The sequence below is a fragment of the Vibrio sp. CCB-PB317 genome, from assembly GCF_022808245.1.
Taxonomy (GTDB): Bacteria; Pseudomonadota; Gammaproteobacteria; order Enterobacterales; family Vibrionaceae; genus Vibrio; species Vibrio diabolicus.
In genome coordinates this window covers 266049-290564 of record NZ_JALGNU010000003.1, presented here as the reverse complement: position 1 = coordinate 290564, position 24516 = coordinate 266049, and the positions used below count along the sequence as shown (strand labels likewise).

Annotated in this window: 16 protein-coding genes; 11 read left to right on the top strand and 5 right to left on the bottom strand. The window is 45.0% G+C overall.

Features of this window, described 5'->3' with window-relative positions; genetic code table 11:
• Positions 1-131 precede the first annotated feature (131 nt).
• Positions 132-1553 (top strand): serine-type D-Ala-D-Ala carboxypeptidase, encoded by a 1422-nt coding sequence (gene dacB / locus MTR11_RS18525; RefSeq protein ID WP_243328182.1) that lies wholly within the window; start codon positions 132-134, stop codon positions 1551-1553.
• On the opposite strand, the gene MTR11_RS18520 is transcribed toward dacB, so the two are convergent.
• Together MTR11_RS18520 and tyrS are read right to left on the bottom strand one after the other, a co-directional pair.
• Positions 1532-2377 carry a magnesium transporter gene (locus MTR11_RS18520; RefSeq protein WP_203343389.1) on the bottom strand — a complete coding sequence of 282 codons (846 nt, stop codon included), beginning with the start codon at positions 2375-2377 and terminating at the stop codon, positions 1532-1534. The genes dacB and MTR11_RS18520 overlap by 22 nt on opposite strands.
• Before the next feature lie 418 nt (positions 2378-2795).
• Positions 2796-3983 (bottom strand): tyrosine--tRNA ligase, encoded by a 1188-nt coding sequence (tyrS, locus tag MTR11_RS18515; protein ID WP_012841441.1) that lies wholly within the window; start codon positions 3981-3983, stop codon positions 2796-2798.
• 130 nt (positions 3984-4113) lie between these two features.
• Here tyrS and MTR11_RS18510 point away from each other — a divergent pair, with 130 nt between their 5' ends.
• Positions 4114-5406: a peptidoglycan DD-metalloendopeptidase family protein gene (locus MTR11_RS18510; RefSeq protein ID WP_243328181.1), complete on the top strand. Its 1293-nt coding sequence runs from the start codon at positions 4114-4116 to the stop codon at positions 5404-5406.
• Between the two features lie 65 nt (positions 5407-5471).
• Here MTR11_RS18510 and vmeK read toward each other — a convergent pair whose 3' ends face one another.
• The 3 genes from vmeK to erpA form a co-directional block, all read right to left on the bottom strand.
• Positions 5472-8576 (bottom strand): multidrug efflux RND transporter permease subunit VmeK, encoded by a 3105-nt coding sequence (gene vmeK / locus MTR11_RS18505; protein WP_243328180.1) that lies wholly within the window; start codon positions 8574-8576, stop codon positions 5472-5474.
• A gap of 9 nt (positions 8577-8585) precedes the next feature.
• A complete protein-coding gene (locus MTR11_RS18500; RefSeq protein WP_243328179.1) occupies positions 8586-9704 on the bottom strand; it encodes an efflux RND transporter periplasmic adaptor subunit in 1119 nt (372 codons plus the stop codon).
• Between the two features lie 105 nt (positions 9705-9809).
• Positions 9810-10151: an iron-sulfur cluster insertion protein ErpA gene (erpA, locus tag MTR11_RS18495; protein ID WP_005380031.1), complete on the bottom strand. Its 342-nt coding sequence runs from the start codon at positions 10149-10151 to the stop codon at positions 9810-9812.
• A gap of 246 nt (positions 10152-10397) precedes the next feature.
• Here erpA and hemL point away from each other — a divergent pair, with 246 nt between their 5' ends.
• From hemL to MTR11_RS18450, 9 genes are all read left to right on the top strand, one after another.
• The gene (gene hemL / locus MTR11_RS18490) at positions 10398-11693 is read left to right on the top strand and encodes a glutamate-1-semialdehyde 2,1-aminomutase (protein ID WP_203346944.1); all 1296 of its coding nucleotides are present in this window, start codon (positions 10398-10400) and stop codon (positions 11691-11693) included.
• Positions 11694-12039: 346 nt separating this feature from the next.
• A complete protein-coding gene (locus tag MTR11_RS18485) occupies positions 12040-13125 on the top strand; it encodes an AI-2E family transporter (protein WP_048625951.1) in 1086 nt (361 codons plus the stop codon).
• A 75-nt stretch (positions 13126-13200) separates the two neighbouring features.
• Positions 13201-14226 carry a 16S rRNA (guanine(1207)-N(2))-methyltransferase RsmC gene (rsmC, locus tag MTR11_RS18480; RefSeq protein ID WP_243328178.1) on the top strand — a complete coding sequence of 342 codons (1026 nt, stop codon included), beginning with the start codon at positions 13201-13203 and terminating at the stop codon, positions 14224-14226.
• Between the two features lie 226 nt (positions 14227-14452).
• Positions 14453-17839, top strand: coding sequence for a response regulator (locus MTR11_RS18475; RefSeq protein ID WP_243328177.1), 3387 nt, complete (start codon positions 14453-14455; stop codon positions 17837-17839).
• 778 nt (positions 17840-18617) lie between these two features.
• The gene (locus MTR11_RS18470; protein ID WP_005394703.1) at positions 18618-20300 is read left to right on the top strand and encodes an ABC transporter substrate-binding protein; all 1683 of its coding nucleotides are present in this window, start codon (positions 18618-18620) and stop codon (positions 20298-20300) included.
• A 170-nt stretch (positions 20301-20470) separates the two neighbouring features.
• Positions 20471-21457 (top strand): ABC transporter permease, encoded by a 987-nt coding sequence (locus MTR11_RS18465; protein ID WP_005394705.1) that lies wholly within the window; start codon positions 20471-20473, stop codon positions 21455-21457.
• 2 nt (positions 21458-21459) lie between these two features.
• Positions 21460-22485, top strand: coding sequence for an ABC transporter permease (locus MTR11_RS18460; protein ID WP_005394707.1), 1026 nt, complete (start codon positions 21460-21462; stop codon positions 22483-22485).
• 2 nt (positions 22486-22487) lie between these two features.
• The gene (locus tag MTR11_RS18455; protein ID WP_005394709.1) at positions 22488-23471 is read left to right on the top strand and encodes an ABC transporter ATP-binding protein; all 984 of its coding nucleotides are present in this window, start codon (positions 22488-22490) and stop codon (positions 23469-23471) included.
• Positions 23472-23519: 48 nt separating this feature from the next.
• Positions 23520-24515, top strand: coding sequence for an ABC transporter ATP-binding protein (locus MTR11_RS18450; protein ID WP_005394711.1), 996 nt, complete (start codon positions 23520-23522; stop codon positions 24513-24515).
• Position 24516: the final 1 nt, after the last annotated feature.

Genomic DNA, 24516 nt, shown 5'->3' with positions numbered 1-24516 from the left:
TCCATTTTAAGCCGCGCGCCTTTCTCTCATGTCTCATTCCTGATGACATATAAAGCATTTCTTTAGTTACCTAGCATATTGAAAGGACTTGCGTATACTCAATCACATAACTCACCTTAGAAAGTATCATTATGCGTTTACGTTGGCCCTTGCTCATATTCTCTTCATTACTTTCTGCTTTTTCACAAGCGTACCCTCATCAAGAAGTGTTGCCGGAAGGCTCTCGCATCAGTTTAGTCGCGGAAAAACTCAGTGAGAATGCTGAACTTGACGGTGTTCATCCTACCGAACAATTATTCCCACCAGCCAGTACATTAAAAATCGTCACAGCATTAGCGGCAAAGTTAGAGCTGGGTGATAACTTCCGCTTTCGAACCAAACTAGAAGCGTCGAGCTCAGACGCAGTGATTTACTTTGTCGGCGATCCAACGCTCCAAACCAACGATTTAAAATCACTTCTTACCCTAGCCAAGAAAAATGGCTTAAAGCGTATTGACGGTGACTTATGGCTCGATAACAGCGCATTCACTGGTTACAACCGTGCAGTGGGCTGGCCGTGGGATATCTTGGGAGTTTGCTACAGCGCTCCGGCATCGACCATCACACTCAATAACAACTGTGTGCAGGCTTCTATCTATACGCAAAAAGACGGTGGGACTCGAGTCTACGTACCTGAGCATCAACCTATTCGTGTCACAAGTACCGTAGAAACAGTTTCTAAAACGATTAAGAAAAGTCGTCATTGCGATTTAGGCTTAGTCGCAAACCCTGATAACAACTACAAGCTAACTGGATGCTTAGTTGAGAGGGAGAAACCATTGCCACTTAAATTTGCCGTTCAAGATCCCGAACTTTATACCAGCCATAGATTGGCAGCTTTGCTTAAGCAGCTCAATATTGAGTTATCAGGAAAGATTCGGATCGGTTCGGCTCCGGAAAAACAGCGCAAGCTAATCGCCATGCATCAATCAGAGGCATTACCAGACATTCTGGAAGAGATGCTTAAAAACTCTGATAACTTGATTGCAGATACATTAACCAAAACACTTGGCGCTAAGTTTTTTGTTCAGTCAGGTAGCTTTGCCAACGGTACAGAGGCGATCAAGCAGATCATTTTCGCCAACACTGGTATTGATATTCGTAATGCGCGCCTAGAAGACGGCTCAGGACTTTCGCGAAACAATCGTATCTCCGCCACCAAAATGGCGGAAATTCTTCGTTATATTTGGCAGCACGAAGACGAGCTTAAACTGATCGCCATCATGCCGAAATCAGGTGAATCCGGCACATTAAAGTACCGACAAAGTATGCGAAAACTGCCAATTAAAGGACAGCTGATCGCGAAAAGTGGCTCTCTCTACGGGACTTACAATATGGCTGGATATGGCTTGGATAAAAATGGTCAACCTAACACCATTTTTGTTCAGTTTGTTTCAGACTACTTCCCAGAAAAAAGGGACGATAACACGCCTGTCATCGCCCCAATCACACATTTTGAGCAGCTTTTTTACAATGATATAGTGAACTTTAGTCAGGCAATACCTAAGAAATAGTTCACCACGTTAAAGTAAATCCACATTCCTGAAATATCGACGATAGACGCAAGAACTGGACTCACCAATACCGCTGGGTCCATCTTGCAAGCTCGTGCAATAATTGGTAGCAGCCCACCTAATGTTGTAGAAATTGTTACTTGGATGAATAACGCAACCGCTATTGCCAATGCGATATCGGTAAGTTCAAAGCCCCCTGTTGATTGACCGGCACTAAATAACATAATGCGTCCAATCATCACGATAGCGATAGCTAACGCAATAAATAGAGCAACGCGGCTCTCTTTCCACAAAACTTCTAACCATTGGCGTTTTTTTAGCTCTCCAGTTGCAAGAGCACGAATCACCAAAGTTGCAGCTTGTGTTCCTGTATTACCACCAGCCGCAGCGATCACAGGCATGTACACCGCAAGCAAAACGAGCTGGCTAAGGGTGTCTTCATACTGAGCAATGATCAAACCCGACACAATCCCTAAAAGGGCCAGTGCAATGATCCACCCAATACGCTGCTTCACGTGCCCCAAAACACTAGTCGATAAATAACCATCAGGTGTATCAACTTCAGACATATGCAAACCCAATTGGTGAGCATAATGACGTGCGCGTTTGTCATGGCCTGCTTGCTCAAGTTGAGCAATAAGACTATTCACATAACCGACAGAGCAATGCTGCAAAATACCTACCGCCTCATCAATCGGCATGATCGTAAGCAAATGGATTTGTTGCTCTTGCTCATACTGCAAAAATGCATTGCGAGCTGCACCAATTTCTACTTCAGAAAAGTTTGGTGTTGTTTCAATAAAAGTGTTGTTCATTACCGTCATGGCGAATCTCCCGATTGGCATTGGTAACGACCATCGACAAGGCACGCAAAGTCAATCTTGCATACTTAAAGTCACACAACAATTAAGATGCACAGAGAAAACCAATGCGGATGCACTGTCTATTCAGAATGTATGAAGGAAATAACGAGAAGAAAATTAGAAAAGATGCCTCACCACTTAGGTAAGGCGGAGATCGCCAATACCGAAGCGGGTTATTTCGCTCCCTTACTCTTACTCACCCAACGACTGGGAGGATGGTCGGTATTGTTCATGTAAATCTCCGATAACGCTGCCATTATTGGCAGCGCGAGTATAGTAGCAAAGTTCAACATGTTTGGAAGGTTTACTTTGTCTTTTTCGCTAAATTTTTATACAAAAAAAGCGCCCATCAGGCGCTTTCATTTGCAGCGATTATTGATTACTGAATAGTAATACGTGCAAATTTACGTTTGCCTACTTGGAACACGTAAGTACCCGCTTCTGGAGCAAATTTGCTGTCCGCAATTTTTTCACCATCCATCTTCACAGCGCCCTGCTTAACCATACGCATCGCATCTGACGATGATGGGCATAAGCCCGCTTCTTTCAACAGATTGCTCACAGGGCGACCTGCATCAAAATCAAATTCTGGCATTTCATCAGGAATTTGATTCTTCGCAAAACGGTTTACGAATTCTTGCTCTGCCGCATCTGCATCAGCTTCACTGTGGAAACGAGCAATAATTTCTTTTGCTAGCAATACTTTGATGTCACGAGGGTTTTTGCCTGCTTCTACATCAGCTTTGAATTGAGCAATCTCTTCCAGAGGACGGAAAGATAGCAGCTCGTAGTAGCTCCACATTAGGTCATCCGAAATAGACATGATTTTACCAAACATTTCGCTTGGCGCTTCGCTGATACCGATGTAGTTGTTTGCTGACTTAGACATCTTCTTCTCGCCATCAAGGCCCACTAGAAGAGGCATCATCAGTACAACCTGTGGTTTTTGACCGTGAGACTTTTGCAGTTCACGCCCCATTAGCAGGTTGAACTTCTGGTCAGTACCACCAAGCTCAACGTCAGTTTCCATTGCTACTGAGTCCCAACCTTGTAGAAGTGGGTACATGAACTCATGAATAGCAATTGGCTGACCACCCGCGTAACGCTTTTTAAAGTCATCACGTTCTAGCATACGAGCAACGGTTTGGTTTGCAGCAAGACGAATCATACCTTCTGCACCAAGCTCAGATAACCACTCAGAGTTGAACTGAATCTTAGTTTTTGCAGGGTCTAAAATTTTGAATACCTGCTCTTTGTAAGTTTCTGCATTACGCAATACGTCTTCGCGGCTTAGCGGTGGACGTGTTGTGTTTTTACCTGTTGGGTCACCAACCATTGCAGTGAAGTCACCAATTAGGAACGTCACCTCATGACCTAGCTCTTGGAACAAGCGAAGCTTATTGAAAATAACCGTATGACCTAGGTGAATATCTGGAGCCGTAGGATCCGCACCCAATTTAATACGTAGAGGACGGTCTTCTTTTAGTTTTGCGATAAGCTCTTCTTCTGGAATCAGCTCTTCAACACCGCGCTTAATCTCGGCTAGTGCAGCTTCAATGCTCGCCATTCTTGTTCACTCCCACAGATTTGGCAAAAATATAATAGCTGAACATATTACTTGAATAGCGATGCATTTTGAAACACGTTAGACTAGGTAGTTGTCAATTTTTCCGTTTAATTTAGCAATCAAGTACCTCATGCATTCGATTTTTGTCCGACTTCCACTCTTGCACAAAGTATTGATCGGTTTTTTTAGTGCGCTGATTATCTTCGCGCTCTTCTTTTTACCTGATCCGCAAGACCTAGACCCGCAGCAGAGCCGATTAAAAGTTGGTCAACATTATCCTGTGCCAGTTTCCCTAGAACTCAGTGCACTAAACAGTTCGTCTCCAGCGTCCCCCGCTGTACTGCGTTGGGAAACGTACAAAGTGAAAAATGGTGAGAGTGCCGCCATCTTGTTTAGTCGCGTGGGGCTTTCTGCCCGCCTATTGCATGAGCTTGTCTCATCAGACAAAGAAGTGGAAAAGCAATTAACCCGGCTTCGACCTGGCGATCGATTGCAATTCGGTTTTGATGAAAACAACGACTTAGTACAGTTAAGAAGAACATTAAGCGCATTCGAAACTTTTCGTATCACGTTAAAAGACGGCAAATACGTCTCAGAAGTCGATAAAAAAGAAGTCGACTTCCAGTACAACTACGCTGAAGCCACCATCAAATCAAACTTTTGGAAGGCGGGAATCTCTTCAGGATTAAATGGCAACCAAATCATGGAACTGGCCGGCATATTTGGCTGGGATATCGACTTTGCTTTAGATATTCGTAAAAACGACAGCTTCCGAGTGCTTTACCAAGAGGAAGTGGTAGAAGGTGAAGTAATCGGCCGCGGAAAAATCATTGCTGCAATATTTAAAAACCAAGGCGATACCTTCACCGCAATACTGGATCAGAAAAGTGGCAAGTATTACGACGAAAATGGACGAGCAATGAAAAAAGCGTTCTTGCGCGCGCCGTTGGATTTCCGTCGAGTTTCGTCTAACTTCAACCCACGCCGCTTACACCCTGTAACGGGACGCGTTCGTCCTCACAGAGGCACAGATTATGCGGCACCTGTGGGCACCCCGATTTGGGCGGCTGGCGATGGTATCGTTCAAAAATCGTCTTACAACAAATTTAATGGTAACTACGTTTTCATTAAACATAGCAATACTTACATTACCAAGTACCTGCACTTAACTAAACGTACAGTACGAGCTGGTCAACGCGTTAAGCAAGGTCAAACCATTGGTACGCTTGGCGGAACAGGTCGTGTAACAGGCCCTCACTTGCACTATGAGTTCCTTGTGAATGGTGTCCACAAAAACCCGCGTACGGTGAATTTGCCACAATCTAAATCCCTAACAGGCAAAGCAAGACAAACTTTCATGGCAAACGCAAAAATTAGCATGGACAAACTTGAGCGCTACAGCAAACTGTTAGCAATGAAGTAAATTGATGCATTGAAAAGGGCAGCTCAGCTGCCCTTTTTGTTTCTTTAATATCATCACGATGAAGCTTACTTTTCGGAGTGATGCTCTCTCCCGAGCATGAGCAAGCATGGTGTCAGAACCAGCGTTAACAAAGTCGCAAACGCCAACCCACCCGCGACAGCCGTCGCAAGTTGAGACCACCATTGAGTGCTTGGCGCGCCAAATTCCACTTTTTGGTTAACTAAGTCGATGTTCATTTCTAGCACCATTGGTAATAAGCCTAGTATGGTGGTCACCGTCGTGAGTAAAACGGGCCTTAAACGCTGCACACCTGTGCGCAAGATCGCCTCAGATTTCTCTAAGCCACGTTTACGCATCTGATTATAAGTATCGATTAATACGATGTTGTTATTAACAACAATACCTGCAAGCGCAATCACCCCTATTCCCGACATGATGATGCCAAATGGCTTTTGGAAAATAAGCAACCCAGCAAAGACCCCAACGGTAGAAAACAACACAGCACTGAGGATTAAGAAAGCTTGATAAAAGCTATTAAACTGCGTAATTAAAATCAGAGCCATCACACCAAGCGCGACAATAAAAGCATTTTGTAAGAATGCTGATGAGTTTTCCTGCTCTTCATTTTGACCCCGAATCTTATATTCAATGCCTTCCGGTAAGTCGAGCTGTTCCATTCCAGCGGCAATCTTCGGTAGCTCAAGCGCCAAATTGTAACCTTCCACCATGTCTGCTTTGATATTGATAACTCGATGGCCGTCTACACGACGAATGGTATCTTGCTTATGATCTGGCTTAATTTGAGCAAAGTTCGTGATTGGCACCAGACCAGCTGCCGTTTTCACTCTCAGTTGATCAAATCGACCTATGTCGCGCTTATCTTGCGGATAGCGCACCAAAATATCGACTTCTTCATCCGCATCATCGGGCAAATAATCGCCTATTTTCAAACCGTTCGTAACAAACTGGACGGTATTCCCGACTAAGGTAGCATCCGCTGCAAAGCGAGAAGCGTCATCTCGCTGGATATCAATTTGCCAATCAATCCCTTCCTTATTAGTGGTATCACTCAAATTGGTCAGTGCAGGATTACCATCAGCCCAGTGTCGGACTTGTTTGGCCGCTTCATCTAACACACTAACACTCAAGTTTCGTGATGACACTTCAATCACGAGATCATGCTCGACAGGCGGTCCTGCGTCCGGGAATTTATACTCAAGTTCAACACCATAAAAGCGATCTGTGGTCTCTTTTAGTTCCTCAATAATGGTTTTCACTTTTCGTCGATACTGCCAATCCACAGGCGTTATCTGAATCTGGCCAATCTCGTCCCCATTATCGCTCGACCCCGTGCGCGTGTAGACACTTTCAAACTCGTCATGACCGAGCATCACCTTCTCGATTTCGCGCATAACAACATCTTTTTCGTGAATAGACAGGTCACCATAAGAACGAACTTTAACGGTAAAAAAGGCAGGGTCCACTTCAGGGAAAAACTCTGCACCCAAGCCAGCTTTGTTGTAAGTGAAGCCGACACCTGCCGCTAGTAGTATCGCGCTGAGTAAGACTTTCCATGGATGACGAATCGCTACCGACAGAGTCTGGTAATAAAGCTTGGTAATGCCTGTCGCTTTTTCAAAGTTGCCGTTATGCAGCTCAACCATTTCTCGCTGAGCTTTCTGATTGACTACTTGAGGCTTGCCAATGATCCCACCGATGACAGGAACGAACAGTAGAGCCATCATCAGCGAAGCGGCCAAAGTAGCAATTAAAGTAAGTGGTAAGTACTTCATGAACTCACCAGTAATGTCTGGCCAGAAAAGTAACGGAGCAAACGCAGCCAATGTGGTTGCTGTGGATGCGGTAATAGGCCAGGCCATTCGCTTTGCTGCATCTCGATAGGCTTCTTTACGTGGCGTTCCTTCTTGCATGCGCCGATCTGCAAACTCTGTCACCACAATGGCACCATCCACCAACATGCCTACCGCCATAATTAAAGCAAACAGTACGACGATATTGACCGTCAGCCCAAATACCGATAACACCAACAACCCAGTCAAGAACGATCCTGGAATAGAAATCCCCACGAGAAGCGCGGTCCTAACCCCCAATATGGCGATAATGACGATAACTACGAGGATAATTGCGGATAAGATATTGTTTTGTAGATCACTGAGCATCAATTTGACATCGTCGGATTGATCCCAAGTGTATTTAACTTGCAAATTACTTGGCCACTCCGCTCGCAGTTGTCCTTGAGCAATCACCTCTTTGACTAACGCTACGGTTTCAATAATGTTCTCGCCCGCACGCTTTTTCACGTCAAGCACAATGGCAGGCTCACCATCTAAACGAGCAAAACTTTCAGGGTCGCGAAATGCACGTCGTACTGTCGCCACATCGCCAAAGGTGATCACTTCTTTGCCATTCACTTTGATAGGCAATTCAAGCACATCTTTCAGAGAATCAAACACCGATGGGACTTTTACCGAAAAGCGTCCATACCCAGTATCGACAAATCCCGCTGCAACCACTCGGTTATTCAAGGCGATTAAATTATAAATATCCGCTTGATCGAGACCGTAGCTTTCCATCAATAGCGGATCGACAACTATCTCCACGATGTCTTCACGATCCCCTGCGATTTCAACCTCAAGAACCTGACGGAAACTCTCCAAACGATCACGTAGCGTTCTGGCAATCTGTACAATGGTCCGCTCTGGTACGGTGCCATATAGAACAACAGTCAAAACAGGCTCTTCAGATGCAAACGTGACTTCATTTACCGTTGGCTCATCACTGTCCTCTGGTAATTTTGGCTTCGCAAGGTCAACGGCGTCTCGGACATCTGCCATCGCTTTATCAAGATCCACTCCAACACTAAATTCCAGCGTCACCGAAGCATGACCTTCTGATGCTACAGAGGTCATCTCTTTTACGCCTTCAATAGAGCGCAACTCTTGCTCTATTGGCCGAACTAATAAACGCTCGGCATCGACGGGAGAAATGCCTTGATGTCCAACGGAAACGTAGATAATAGGAATGGTAATATCAGGGCTCGATTCCTTGGGGATCGTGACGTAAGTAATGACACCGGCAATTAAAATCATCACTAATAATGTCAGCATGGTGCGAGCGCGGGATAACGCAGCATCAATCAGAGTGTACATAAGTGCTCCTTACTGCTCACTAGCCGCTTCAACAACTACGTCATCAACTTTGTTGGCCAGTACCTGATCGCCATCGCGTACAAAACCTTGCCCCAGCACGATAATATCGGCTCGCTCTCCTAACCCAGAGAGCCAAACACCATCACCCTCGGCCTTAACGAGCTGAATCGGAACAAATTCCACATGCTCATTACGCAGTGTTTTAACACCTAAATTACCTTCTTCATCTAGTGCTAGCATTGCAGCCGTAATCTTTACCGCTAACACTTCACTCAACGGCAACTGTACTTCAGCGCTCATACCGGCCGGAATTCTTGCGTCTTGGTTATCAATTTCGATTTCAATTGGAAAGGTGTTAGTAGAAGCAGAAGAAACACGCCCAATGTAGCGTACCCGACCTTGATAATGCTGTTGGTTAATGGTTCTTACATCGGCTTGTAGACCTTCCTTAAGGTATTGTATATGCCGCTCACTGACATCGGCTTCAATCACCAAAGTATCCAAATCAATGACCGTCGCAATAGGATCGCCAATCCCTACAAAGTCTCCTAACTCAACAAAGTGGTGATCAACAATGCCATCGAATGGTGCTTTCACCTCGGTATTTCTTAATGCCGTTTGCACGTTGCTCAAATTCGCTCGAGCATCCACCAATGCCGCTTGTGCTGTCGCAAACGCAACTTCGCCCTGTAGTCCGCGACTTTTTAGCGACTGAGCTGCATTAAACTCTTTCTCTTTAACCAACAGCATCGCCTGAGCCCGCTTGAGCTGAATACCAAGATCGCGCTTGTCGATGCTTGCGATCACTTGCCCCTGCTTGACTGTTTGACCTTTTTCTATATTGAGGCTGACTATTTTACCGGCGACTTCAGCGCCAAGGCGCGCTTGACGATTGGGGGCAGTCCGTCCATACAGTTCGATGGTTTTACTTGTGGGTTCAGCAATAAAAGTGTCAAACATCACCTTTGCAAGTGGCGTGGTGTTCGTTGAAGAGGATGAAGAATTGAGATTATCATCTTGTGCTTTCAGTTGACCGATTGCCAGCCATGCAACAAGAAGCAATATGAGGATAAGAGATACTAGCCACGGGCGCTCGACAATGCGACGTCCGAAAGACGATCCAGACATATAAAGTCCTTTTTATTATTTCTCTGCATATTCTGCGAGAGCGACTTTACGTGACATCCTTCTACGTAAAGTTCAGGCAGCCACTGGCTGCCTGATTAGTGTTAATTACACACTGAACGATGCACCACAACCACATGTTGTCGTTGCATTTGGGTTGTTTACAAAGAAGCGCGCTCCTTCTAACCCTTCTGTGTAGTCAACAATGCCGCCAACGAGATATTGCAGACTCATAGGGTCTACAACCAGTGTTACACCACTGTTTACGATTGTCGTATCGCCTTCGTTTACATTTTCATCAAAAGTAAAGCCGTATTGGAAGCCGCTACAGCCGCCACCAGTAATGTATACGCGCAGTTTCAATGCTGGGTTTTCTTCTTCAGCAATCAATGCTTTAACGCGAGATGCTGCTGCGTCAGAAAAAGATAATGGTACGTTTACTTCACTCACGAAGACCTCTCTCACTCGTGTAATGCGTCAAGCCTGAAGCAAGACGTCAAATTTGTGCTAATTGAGACGATTATCCAATACCTGACAAACTCGTTCAAGTATTCACCGCCGATTCTTTATAACAGATGCGGATATATAAGATTACACTGCGAAACAACACATAAATTAAGCAAAACGTTTCTAACTTGATTATAGCTAGGTACAATGCGCTCCACTTGGTCCGAGCAATCAAAAGAGGATAACCCCATGACCAAATCATCAGAGCTGTATCAAAAAGCTCAGCAAACCATCCCTGGCGGTGTCAATTCACCAGTTCGTGCATTCAACGGCGTTGGCGGCTCTCCGCTATTTATCGAACGAGCAGACGGTCCACTGATTTTTGATGCCGATGGTAAAGCGTACATTGATTACGTTGGCTCTTGGGGTCCAATGATTCTTGGCCACAACCACGCGGTTATCCGCGAAGCCGTCATTGACGCAGCGCAACGTGGCCTTAGCTTCGGCGCGCCGACAGAACTTGAAATCGCGATGGCAGAGTTAGTTTCTGAACTTGTTCCATCAATGGAGCAAATCCGCATGGTAAGTTCTGGTACCGAAGCGACTATGAGCGCTATTCGCCTTGCACGTGGCTTCACTGGTCGCGACAAGATCATGAAATTTGAAGGTTGTTACCACGGCCACGCTGACAGCTTGCTAGTCAAAGCGGGCTCTGGCGCATTGACCCTTGGTCAACCAAGCTCTCCTGGCGTTCCTGCAGACTTTGCTAAGCACACACTAACTGCAACATTCAACGACCTAGATTCTGTACGCGAGCTATTCGCTGCTAACAAAGGCGAAATCGCTTGTATCATCGTTGAGCCAGTTGCAGGCAACATGAACTGTATTCCACCAGTGGAAGGCTTCCACGAAGGTCTACGTGAAATCTGTGATCAAGAAGGCGCGCTACTGATTTTTGATGAAGTTATGACAGGCTTCCGTGTGGCACTTGGTGGCGCACAAGCGCACTACAACATCAAGCCAGACCTAACGACACTGGGTAAAGTGATCGGTGGTGGTATGCCAGTGGGTGCTTTCGGTGGTCGTAAAGAAGTAATGCAATATGTTGCGCCAACGGGTCCGGTTTACCAAGCGGGTACGCTTTCTGGCAACCCTGTCGCAATGGCTGCAGGCTATGCATGTTTGAACCTTCTTAAAGAAGAAGGCAACGAAAAACGTCTAGCTTCAAAAACCAAACAACTAGCAGATGGCTTTAAGTCTCTAGCAGAGAAACACGGTATTCCTCTGGTTGTGAACCAAGTCGGTGGCATGTTCGGCTTCTTCTTCACTGACCAAGAAAAAGTGACTTGCTACGAAGACGTAACGAAGTGCGATGTGGAACGCTTCAAGCGCTTCTTCCACTTAATGCTCAAACACGGTGTCTACCTAGCGCCTTCAGCGTTCGAAGCGAGCTTTACTTCCCTTGCTCACGGTTCAAAAGAAATCGATGCCACGCTAGAAGCGGCTGACCGCTGTTTTGCAACTCTTGCAGAAGAAGTAAAATAATCGCTTAAAAGCTGCGATAACTAATTTAAAAAAGGACCATCACGGTCCTTTTTTATTGCCAATTCAATATAACCAATACTGCTAAAACACCAATAACAATGCCAAACCACGGTATTCGTTTGGCTTTTTTCTCGGTTTGACACTTTTTATCACCGTTGCAACAACCCATAGTTCATCTCTTGATTGATAACCGACTGATTTGTGGTCATTATAACAAGGTATATTGCTCTGCTCTAATTCGGCATTGTCATAAGGTTGAAAGAGTTAAGAGTGCAAAGTAATAAAGGTTCAACGCCATCTTTGAAGGCGAAAACCGTAAACGTCACCTGTAAGTTGGACTAATCTCATGCCAAATAATGTAAAAATAACGTCGAGTCACCGAGTGCTAATGGTCGCTTTACTCGCCGCTGCTTTTGCTTGCTACTTATTGGTTGAGCCATACATCAATTCCATTGTGATGGCTTTTATCATTTCTTTGCTCATGTTTCCGGTACACGAATGGTTTGAGCGGAAAATTCCCAAGCACCCCAATATGGCCGCGCTGCTGTCATGTGTCGTCTTGACGTTTATTATCGTTATCCCACTGCTATTTGTATTTGCAGCCATTGTTCAGCAAGGCTCTGTTTTTTCACAAAATACGTACAACTGGGTCACTAATGGCGGCATCCAAGATATATTCCAACATCCTTTCGTTATCAAAGGTTTAGCTATAGTTAATGAGTACTTACCTTTCGATAAAATCGAGCCAAAAGCCATTGCGGAAAAAATTGGTCAATTTGCCACATCGTTTGGCTCTAACCTAGTTGCTATCAGCGCCAAAATTTTAGGAGACGCCACCAACTTCCTAATGAACTTCTTCCTGATGCTGTTTGTGCTGTTTTTTCTGCTTCGTGACCACGACAAAATTATCTCTGCGATTCGTCATATTCTGCCACTCTCACGTAGCCAAGAAGACCGCATATTGACAGAGATAGAGCAAGTTTCTAAATCAGCCGTGATGGGCTCATTCATGACAGCGATTGCTCAAGGTCTGGCTGGCGGTATCGGTATGTGGCTCGCTGGTTTCCCGGGGTTATTCTGGGGAACGATGATGGGCTTTGCATCATTCATCCCTGTGGTCGGAACCGCACTAATCTGGATTCCTGCAGCGGCGTACTTGTTCTTAACAGGCGATATGACTTGGGCTATCTTCTTGACGGTGTGGAGTGTGGTCGTCGTTGGTTCTATTGATAACCTATTGCGTCCGCTGCTAATGCAAGGCAGCGCAGGCATGAATACCCTAATGATTTTCTTCTCGTTACTGGGTGGTCTGCATCTATTTGGATTGATCGGCCTGATTTACGGTCCACTGATTTTTGCCGTGACAATGGTACTGTTTAATATCTACGAAGAAGAATTCAAAGACTTCCTCAACCAACAAGACAACAGCTAGTCACCGCTTAATCACTTCAAGCTTGGGGCAGATTGTGCGAAAATCTGCCCCAATTATTTCTGATGAACCCAATTTATGTCTGCTTATATCGCTCCTAGCCAAATCGCTCAGCGTCAGCTCGAGTACTTCAACGGAAAACATGTTTTAGTTGCAGGTGAAGTCGAAGATCTCTTTCCACTTGAACTGACCAAACACTGTGAATCTGTAGAAGTCTTCACATCAAACTACAGCTTCTACCGTCAAATTCGCACTCATAACAAGGTTAAAAGCCATTTTGGTTCTGAGTTTAATACTGAGACACAAGCAGACATGGTGCTTTTGTACTGGCCTAAAGCCAAAGCCGAAGCCGAATACCTTCTGGCGATGTTGATGGCGAAACTAGGCGTGAACACTGAAATTGTAGTGGTTGGCGAAAACCGCTCAGGTGTTAAAAGCATCGAGAAGATGTTCAAAGAGTATGGCCCGGTCAATAAATACGATTCCGCTCGTCGCTGTTCATTTTACTGGGGCACTTGCCTCAATGAACCAAAGCCGTTCAATCAAGCAGTCTGGTTTAAAACCTATACGGTCACACTTGGTGAGCAATCACTGACTGTTAAGAGTTTGCCTGGAGTATTCAGTCATGGCGAATTCGATTTAGGTAGCCGCCTATTACTCGAAACCTTACCTACTCTATCAGGTAAAGTCCTCGACTTTGGATGTGGTGCTGGGGTGTTAGGTGCTTTCATGGCAAAAGCCAATCCAGAAATTGCGATTGAGATGTGTGACATTAACGCGTATGCCATCACATCGAGTCAAGCCACACTAAAAGCCAATGGATTAACCGGCCATGTATTCGCCTCTGATATTTACTCAGACACTGCCGACGATTATCGTTTTATCATCAGTAACCCACCTTTCCACAGTGGTTTAGATACGAACTACAACGCAGCAGAAACACTCTTGGGTCAGGCTCCAAAGTATCTCGATAACCATGGTGAAATGATCATTGTCGCGAATAGCTTCTTAAAATATCCACCAATTATTGAGCGAGCGTTTAATAATTGCGAGACGCTAAATAAGACCAATAAGTTTTCTATCTACTACGCGAAAAAGTCATAATCTTCCCTCGCGCAGGTACAAACCTGCGCGATTTTTTCTCAAAAACTCAACACTCATAAGAAAAACTGCGTCACCCTGCACGCTTTACAACTAACTTTCTTGTCAAAGAAAAAAAACTCGTTAATTTTGTTAATTCTATCTAGTTGAACATCTTATCCGTTTTTAACGAGAACCTCGGCAGCGAAGTACATTTTAGAACTGCCCTTTATGAGTTGTAATCTTATCCATGTTTAAATTCTACAAAAAACAGAAATTTAAGCGCCTTCAGAGTACACTGATGACCGCATTTCTGGTGCTCAGTATCACACCTCTTACTATTACTGCGATCTTTTTCCTACAGTCCCACAGTAAAGATCTGCAAGAACAAAGCACCTCACACTTGTTGTCTGTTCGAGATACAAAACAACAGCAAATTATCGACTACTTTGAGGCGCGGGAAACCGAAGTCATGGGCTTTGTGCGCTCTGAACTGGCTTACGCCAGTGGTGGTCGATTCTACGGTCTCGTCAATGCTTTTAGTCGTTTAGGCAATGACATTGAAGAATCTCGTAAAAATGCCCAACAGCGCTACATTGAAGGCAGCGGAGATCAAATCAAAACGTCAACGTTACCCGAGTCTTCCAACTATGTCGGAAGTGAACGTTACCGACTCTTACATAAACGTTACCACTGGGCCTACTTGGAGCTCCTCAAGCGCTCTGATTTTAATGATATTTTGCTGGTCGATATCAACGGTAATGTCACCTACTCGATCAACAAAGACGATAACTACGGAACAAACTTATTATCAGGCCCCTACAAAGACTCAGCACTTGGCAAAACCTTCAAGCGTCTAGCTGATGACGTCACTGAACGCCGTAAGGTGAATGAAGACTACACCCCTGTGATTGTGTCTGATTTCGAACTGGAAGGTGGTAAACAAGTCGCTTGGTTAGGTGCTCCAATTGTTCAGCAAGGCTACCTACACAGCTATGCTATGTTCCGCTTACCAAATAATGGCATCACGAAGTTAGTCGCAGACGCCAACCGAGAGTCATCCATTAACACCTTACTGGTTGGAAATGATCACCAACCTCGCACAATTAACACCAAGCAAGATGACATTAAGAACAGCTTAGAAGTGATCGATAAAGCACTCTCTGGTGCATTTGGCGTCGGCACTTACACGAACGGTTTAGGTGAAGAGATCATCGCTGCTTATGCACCGATTGAGACGCGTGGTGTTATTTGGGCACTCGTCGTGCAATTACCAGAAAACGAAGCTTTCGCTCGTATTCATCAACTCGAAAAACTGTTTGTTATCGCCATGCTGATCGCCATCATTCTAGTGGTAATCGCTTCCCATTATTTATCAAACTTTATTACTTCTCCGTTGCTGAAGTTAACTTGGGCTGCCGAAAAAGTGTCTGCCGGAGATCTTGATGACACCACCTTTAATACGGTTCGCAAAGATGAAATTGGCCGTCTTGCGCTGAGTTTTGAACGAATGCAACGCTCTATTCGAGAGAAAATTCAAACCATTAAGAAGCAAAATGAAGAGCTCGAGAGCAACATCCAGATCATTCAAAAACAAAATGATGAACTGCAATTGGCCGACAAACTTAAAGATGAGTTCTTAGCCACCACTTCTCATGAACTTCGCACACCATTGCATGGCATGGTCGGAATCGCTGAGACCTTAGCGTCCGGCGCTAACGGTGCTATCCCTGCTAGCCAAAAATATCAGCTTGATATCATCATTAAAAGTGGGCAACGTCTCGCAAACCTTGTTGATGACTTATTGGATTATCATAAAATGCGTTACGGAAGCATGGATATCCAGAAGTCAGCGGTGAGTTTAGCCAGTGCAACGCGACTGGTACTAGAGCTTTCCAGTCATTTACTTGGAAATAAAACCATCCGTATCATCAACCAAGTACCAGCGGACTTGAAAGCGGTGTCTGCCGATCCTCAACGCCTTGAACAAGTGTTATATAACCTGATCGGTAATGCGATTAAGTACACCTCAGAAGGTAAAATCGTTATCTCCGCCAATGTGGTTGATGATCATGTTCGTGTGCAAGTTGTGGATACTGGGCAAGGTATTCCTGCAGAACATCTTGAACATATTTTCGAACCACTTATCCAAGCAGGACAAGACGCAAGTCGCTATCGTCAAGGTGCAGGGCTCGGGCTTTCGATTAGCCGTCAATTGATTGAGTTAATGGGTGGCTCGTTATACGTCAGCAGCCAGCCTATGGTCGGCACCACCTTCAGTTTCACGTTACCACTTGCCAGTGAAGAAGAGATCCAAACAACTCAAACCCTTGCAGCGCACGGACACTTCCAGATTCCTGAAATCGATGTAGAGAACAATGAAGACTTATCACTGCCAGAGAATCCAGACGGCCCGTTATTGTATGTCGCTGACGATGAGCCAGTAAACCTGCGTGTGCTTGAGAGCTTCTTACGTTTAGAGGGCTATCGCGTACGTACCGTCTCTGATGGACCAGAAACATTAGCACTCGTTGAGCAGGAAAAACCGGAACTCCTATTATTGGATATCATGATGCCAGGCATGAGCGGCTATCAAGTCTGCAGTGAATTACGTGAAACTTATGACCATGCCGAGCTACCTATCATTATGCTCACCGCGCTTAGTCAAACAGAAGATCGTGTGCGAGGCTTTGAAGCAGGAGCCAACGACTATTTATCTAAGCCATTCAATAAACAAGAGCTAGCTGCGCGCATCCAAGCGCACTTAACGGCAAGCCAAGCTGAAATGCGCCATATGGAGAATAAGATACTTGAATCTGAACTTCGCCAACGAGCGGCTGTAGAGGCAAGCTTATTAGAAACTCAAGGGCGATTGTTGGAACAACTGGAATCGGCTCCTGAAGCGATTATCTGTTTACGTGAAGATAAACGTATCCGGTTTGCTAATGAAGCTGCCTGCAAACTATTCAAGCGTAACTTAGAACAATTAAAACGTTCATCTGCCGATGAATTGATTGCACCTAAGTATCTGACCGTCAAACAACCTCATTACTGTGGCAAGATTGATATCTATATTGAAGATATTCGTCAAAACATCGAAGCAGACATTCTTAAACTACCTGAAGGCTCAGGCTTAGATGTCATGTATATCTTTAATGTTGGCGGAGGAGCCAATGCCGCTCGCATACACAACCTAGAAACCGCAGTAGAGGTGCTTTCAAGTTATGCTTTTGATGGCGATAAAGACCAGCTGCAGAAGCTGAAAGAACTCGGTGGAGAGTTTACACGCCTTGCAGACAAAGCGCTTGGTAACAAAAAAGACAAACAAGAGCTAATGCGAGAAATTCTGGTCGACGCAATGACACATGCCTTAGAGTATTGGGAGTCAGTCACTGGTGAAAGTAAATTCGCATTTGCCGAACAAAGTGGCTTATGGCGCGTTTATCTTGACCGTAGCACTCTGCAAACACGCACTTTGGATAAATACATGCGTATAGAAACGCTGCCAAAAACGCCACGTTGGAGAACGGTATTGAGCTCGATAGAATTCATCCTTGAACACTGTAAAGAACAGAGTCCTGAGCGTGCGTACATCGAAGCTCAACGAGATAAACTACAGCGACTGTTGACCAGCTAATACCTATCAAAAAAACTAGCCCAGCGCATACGCTGGGCTTTTTATTATCCAAGCCTTCTCTTTCTCTAAAGACGAACAATACAGCGACTCTCTACCGTTACCACATTAAAATGCCGAATAAGCCTCTGGACAAAGTTGTTCATGGTAGGCATTCCAAACATACGCTTCTATCGATATAACTTACCCAAACTAGGTTGAGTCGAGCGAATAAAACACTTCATTTTCACAATAAAAAAAGAGCAATAAATGAGAAAAAACTGTCGATAAAAGAGACTATTTTTCAGATAACAAACGGTTTTTAACCAACAATTGACAGAGATTGCGAACTCAATCACAACAGAACGGCAGATTAATTTTTAGCTAATTAATTAACACATTTTCTGCATGTGAGCGAGATCTCCGAACCAGGAAGAGAATTAGAAGGCTTTTATTTTAAATAGATTATAGGTTAGCAATTACTAACACTTACTATTAACAAGGATATAAACTGCGACGCATATCAACGTTTATTTTTTGGTCTATCTCTAGTCAAAATTAGCCAAAATAACGTTTATAACGGAGAGTGACGATATTTTAACGTTTTTAACGAGAATCGAGTTTGATTATTTTATGGATAAGGTGTTTTCTTACTCCTGCCTAAGGCCTACAGGCCACTCTTGGCGAAACTCAATGTTGTAATGAGTAATGCATAAACAAGAGGTAGGTCTTAGAGAGTGTTTATCAATTGATGACATTCAATTCCATTTAGTGAAATGAAAGCAAATAGTAAGGAACAGCTATGCTTGCCAATATTAAAAAAACAGCACTAGCAACAGCAATTATTGCAACGGCTACTACAGGTTTTGCATCGGTAGCTACTGCGGCTGAACGCAGTGAACTGACTATCCACCCTAAAGAGTTTACAACTTTCGTTCGTAACTTTAACCCTTTCTTGGGTGCAACTAACCTGCACACAACAACCGACTTTATTTACGAGCCGCTCGTTGTTTTTAACGAAATGCACGGTAACACGCCAGTATTTCGTCTAGCAGAAAACTTTACCATGGCTGATGACCTAATGAGCGTGACCTTCGATATTCGTAAGGGCGTAAAATGGTCTGACGGCAAAGCGTTTACCGCTGATGACGTAGTTTATTCTTTCAACCTAGTTAAAGAGAAACCAGAGCTAGACCAGTCTGGTATCAACTCTTGGGTAACTGGCGTAGAGAAAGTTAACGACTACAAAGTTAAATTCCGTCTAAGCGAAGCAAACTCAAACGTTCCTTACGAAATTGCGAAAGTACCAGTTGTACCTAAGCACGTATGGAGCAAAGTGAAAGATCCAGCAACATTCACAAACGAAAATCCTGTAGGTAGTGGTCCATTTACCGAAATCGACACTTTTACACCGCAACTATACATTCAGTGTGAGAACCCGAATTACTGGGATGCTGATAACCTAGATGTAGACTGTCTACGAGTGCCACAAATCGCGAACAACGACCAATTCTTGGGCAAAATCGTTAACGGCGAAATGGACTGGACATCTTCATTCGTACCAGACATCGACCGCACTTACGCTGCAGCAAGTCCGAATCACCACTACTGGTACCCACCAGCGGGTACTCAAGCGTTTGTAGTGAACTTCAAAAACCCAGACGCGGCTAAAAACGAAGCACTTACTAACGTTGACTTCCGTCGTGCGTTCTCTATGGCGCTAGACCGTCAAACGATTATCGACATTGCATTCTACGGTGGCGGTACAGTAAATGACTTCGCTTCAGGTCTAGGCTACGCATTCGAAGCTTGGTCTGACGAAGAGACGCACAACAAGTACAAAGGTTACAACACATACAACGCCGAAGGTGCGAAAAAGCTTCTTGCTAAAGCAGGCTTCAAAGATGTAAACAAAGATGGCTTTGTAGATACACCATCTGGCAAGTCTTTCGAGCTTCTCATTCAATCGCCAAACGGTTGGACTGACTTTAATAACACTGTACAACTAGCTGTTGAGCAACTAGCAGAAGTAGGCATTAAAGCACGTGCTCGTACTCCAGATTTCTCGGTATACAACCAAGCAATGCTAGAAGGTACATACGACGTTGCTTACACCAACTACTTCCACGGTGCGGATCCACACTTGTACTGGGACAGCGGCTACAACTCGAAGCTACAGTCTGGTGACGGTATGCCTCGCTTTGCAATGCACTTCTACAAGAACGATAAGTTAGACGGTCTTCTTAACAGCTTCTACAAAACCGCTGATAAGCAAGAACAGCTAGAAATCGCTCATGGTATCCAGAAGATCATTGCTCAGGACCAAGTAACCATTCCTGTGCTATCTGGCGCGTACATGTATCAATACAACACAACTCGCTTCACTGGTTGGTGGAACGAAGAAAATCCTAAGGGCCGTCCAAACATTTGGGCTGGTATCCCAGAGCGTCTACTTCACGTGCTGGACCTAAAACCAGTTAAATAAGTAGAAGTTCATTTCAAGCGGCATACATCCCGTGTGCCGCCTATAAAAATCCCTTGTTAACGAAACCAATATGTGGCGCTCGTCGTCAGGGGATTTTTCGCTCTAAATTTCGCTAGGAGCGACCTGAAACCAGAAACAGGGAAAAAATCTGGGTGAGTAAGGTGTGAGTTATGGGTTATTTTTTAAGACGTTTGTCGTTCTATCTTGTCGCGCTCTTAGTTGCAGCGACGTTAAACTTTATTATTCCGCGAGCAATGCCTGGTGACCCAGTTACCATGATGTTTGCTAACGCTTCTGTACAGGTAACGCCAGAACGAATCGCAGCAATGAAAGAACTGCTCGGTTTCGTTGATGGGCCGATTTACATTCAGTACTTTTCGTACATTAAAAACATTCTAAGTTGGGAGCTAGGTACATCAATCCAGTTCTACCCTCTTTCAGTTAACTCTTTACTAGGTAGTGCATTTGGCTGGTCTCTCTTCCTAGCTGGTACTGCGGTTGTACTTTCTTTCTCAATCGCTTCTGTACTCGGTATTTTTGCCGCATGGAAGCGTGGTAGTAAATACGATGCATTCGTAACACCTGGTACATTGATCATTCAAGCTATCCCACAGATGGTTATCGCAATGTTAGCGCTGTTTACCTTTGCGATTGGCCTAAAATGGTTCCCATCTGGCTATGCTTACACGCCAGGTACTATCCCTGATTGGTCAAGCTGGGAGTTCATCAAAAACGTGGGTTACCACGCAGTACTCCCTCTATTCTGTGCAACCATCGTTCAGATCGGCGGCTTCCTCGTCAATATGCGTAACAACATGATCAACCTTCTTGCCGAAGACTACATCACGATGGCGAAAGGCAAAGGGCTTAGCGAGAACCGTGTCGTCTTCAATTACGCCGCACGTAACGCGCTACTTCCAAGTGTAACCGCGCTATCTATGTCTTTGGGTATGGCCATTGGTGGCCAATTGATCATCGAGATGATTTTCAACTACCCAGGTTTAGGCACCGTGCTACTTAACGCAATTCACGCTCGTGACTACCAAGTACTTCAAGGTCAGTTAATTATCATGACGATGTTCATGCTGTGCTTCAACTTAATGGCTGACATGCTGTACATGATTCTAGACCCTCGCCTACGTACGGGAGGCAAATAATCATGAAAGAACTATTCAAACTTATTTTAGGTAACTCATTCGCTCGAATCGGTCTTGGTATTGTTACCGTATTCGTATTCGTTGCGATCGCAGCTCCTTTACTTACGAAACATGCGCCAGACAAGCGAACCGGTAATCCACACGAATACCCTAGCTTTGTCGTAAAACAAGCGCAAAATAATCCTGATGGCTGGGTAGCTAAAAATCTAGCAGATGATCGTCGTACGCTGATTATGTCGAAAAAGGCTGATCACGTTCTGGGGACTTCACGTATGGGTCGTGATATTTGGTCACAAGTGGCTTACGGTGCTCGCGTATCGCTGGGTGTCGGCTTTGGTGCTGGCATCATCGTATGTTTCCTAGCAACGGTCATTGGTATCTCGGCAGGTTACTTCGGCGGCAAAGTGGATGACATATTGAGTGCAGCGATGAACATCATGCTGGTAATCCCTCAATACCCATTGCTCTTTGTACTGGCAGCCTTTATTGGCGAAGCAGGTCCACTCACCATTGCCTTGATTATCGCTGGTACCTCTTGGGCGTGGGGCGCACGTGTTGTCCGTTCTCAAACCATGGCTCTGCGTGAGAAAGAGTTTGTGAAAGCCGCTGAAGTATTGGGCGAGTCTTCATTCCGCATCATCTTCGTTGAAATTTTACCAAACCTAATCCCGATTGTCGGTGCAAGCTTCATCGGCTCAGTAATGCTCGCTATCAATACTGAAGCTGTAATCTCGTTCTTGGGCCTGGGCGATGCCAACACCATCAGTTGGGGCATCATGCTTTACAACGTGCAAACCTCATCAGCAATGTTGATTGGCGCATGGTGGGAAGTATTAGCACCTTGTATCGCCTTAACTCTTTTGGTGACTGGTCTTGCTCTACTTAACTTTGCCGTTGATGAAATTGCTAACCCACAGCTTCGTTCTCACAAAGGCATGAAACGCTGGAAGAAACTGGCAGAGAAAGACAAGAAAGAGCGCGCGCCTGAAATGGCACCACAAAATGCACTATGGAGCGGAGATAAATAATCATGACTGCACCACTAATTTCTATCCGTAACCTATGCGTAGATTACATCACAGATGCGGGCGATGTCCGCGCCTGTAACAACGTTAGCTTTGACATTGCGCCAGGTGAAGTCTTTGGCCTGGCAGGTGAATCTGGCTGTGGTAAATCCACAGTTGCTTTCTCGCTCATGCGTCTTCATAAGCCGCCAGCATTCATCACTGGTGGTGAGGTCATCTTCAACGGTGAAGACATCATTAAGTACAGCGATGAACGTATGCAATCATTCCGCTGGAGCGAGATGTCGATGGTGTTCCAAAGTGCTATGAACGCATTAAATCCGGTGCTTACGATGGAAGAGCAGTTTTGCGATGTCATCATGCGCCACACCAACATGACACGTGAACAAGCGAAAAAGCGCGCCGAAGGATTGTTGGAAATCGTTGATATTCATCCAAGCCGCTTGAATGACTACCCACACCAATTTTCTGGTGGTATGCGCCAGCGCTTAGTCATTGCGATTGCTCTGGCTCTCAATCCAAAGATGATCATCATGGATGAGCCAACGACGGCACTCGATGTTGTGGTTCAGCGTGAAATCCTACAAAAGATCTATGCACTAAAAGAAGAGTTCGGCTTCTCGATCCTTTTCATTACCCACGACTTGTCACTCATGGTCGAGTTCTCGGATCGAATCGGCATTATGTACTCCGGTGAGTTAATTGAAGTCGCCCCTTCTAAGCAAATTCTGGAAAGTCCTTACCACCCTTACACTAAAGGTTTGGGTAGCTCTTTCCCTCCACTAACTGGTCCTAAAACCAAATTAACTGGTATTCCAGGCAACCCTTTGAACCTATTAGAGATTCCTCAAGGCTGCCGATTCCAAGCTCGCTGCGACCGCGTCCACGAAGCTTGTACACGAGTACCAACTCAGCTGCGTCAAATTGAACCTGGTCGTTTTTCAAATTGCCACTTATACGGCGACACGATTGCTCAAGCTAAGGTTTAACAACAAAAAATAATGCTAGCTAAGAACAAAATTACACTGGAGAGAATTATGAGCAAACAACTCGGCGAACTGCTGATTGAGGGTAAACATGTCGTTAAGGACTTCCCTTTAAATAGTAACTCAATCAAGCAGTCAAAAATGCGCGCGATCAACGACGTGTCATTCAAGATGTACAAGAGCCGCGGTTTGTCAGTAGTAGGTGAATCAGGCTCTGGTAAATCTACTACCGCTAAAATGATAGCTAAAATGTACGCCCCTACCGAGGGTGTAATCGAATACAGAGGTCGTGATATCCAAGATATTACCTCTCGACATGACTTGATGACATACCGTGAAGGCGTACAAATGGTATGGCAGGACCCATTTGGCTCACTAAACCCTACACACAATATCTTTCACCATATTGCTCGCCCGTTGCTGATCCATAAAAAGATTGCACCAGGCAACAAAAAGGAACTGGAAGAGCGTGTGTATGACCTACTAGAACAAGTTGGTCTGATTCCGCCAAAAGAAACCGCGCAAAAGTTCCCGCACCAGCTATCTGGCGGTCAGCGTCAACGTGTAAACCTAGCTCGTAACATCGCTGTAGGTGCAGAAGTGGTATTGGCAGATGAGCCAACATCAATGCTGGACGTGTCAATTCGTGCTGGTGTTCTTAACTTGATGGAAGAGATGAAGTTCGAGAAACAAATGTCTCTGCTTTACATCACTCACGACATCGCAACGGCGCGTTACATTGCTGAAGATCTCGCGGTTATGTACGTAGGTCACATGGTTGAATGGGGGGATACTGAGGAAATCATTCACGATCCTCAGCACCCATATACGCAACTCTTGGTATCTGCTGTGCCTGATCCATCGAAGTCTATCCACGAGAAGCTGAAAGGCAACAAAGGGGAAATCCCACTTTGGACACCGGATTCAGTCGGCTGCCCATTTGCAGGACGCTGCGTACACGCAACCGATAAATGTCGCGAACGACTACCGGGCGTCACTCAGCTTTCTGAGAACCACTTTGTTCGCTGTTACTTATTTGAAGATTAAT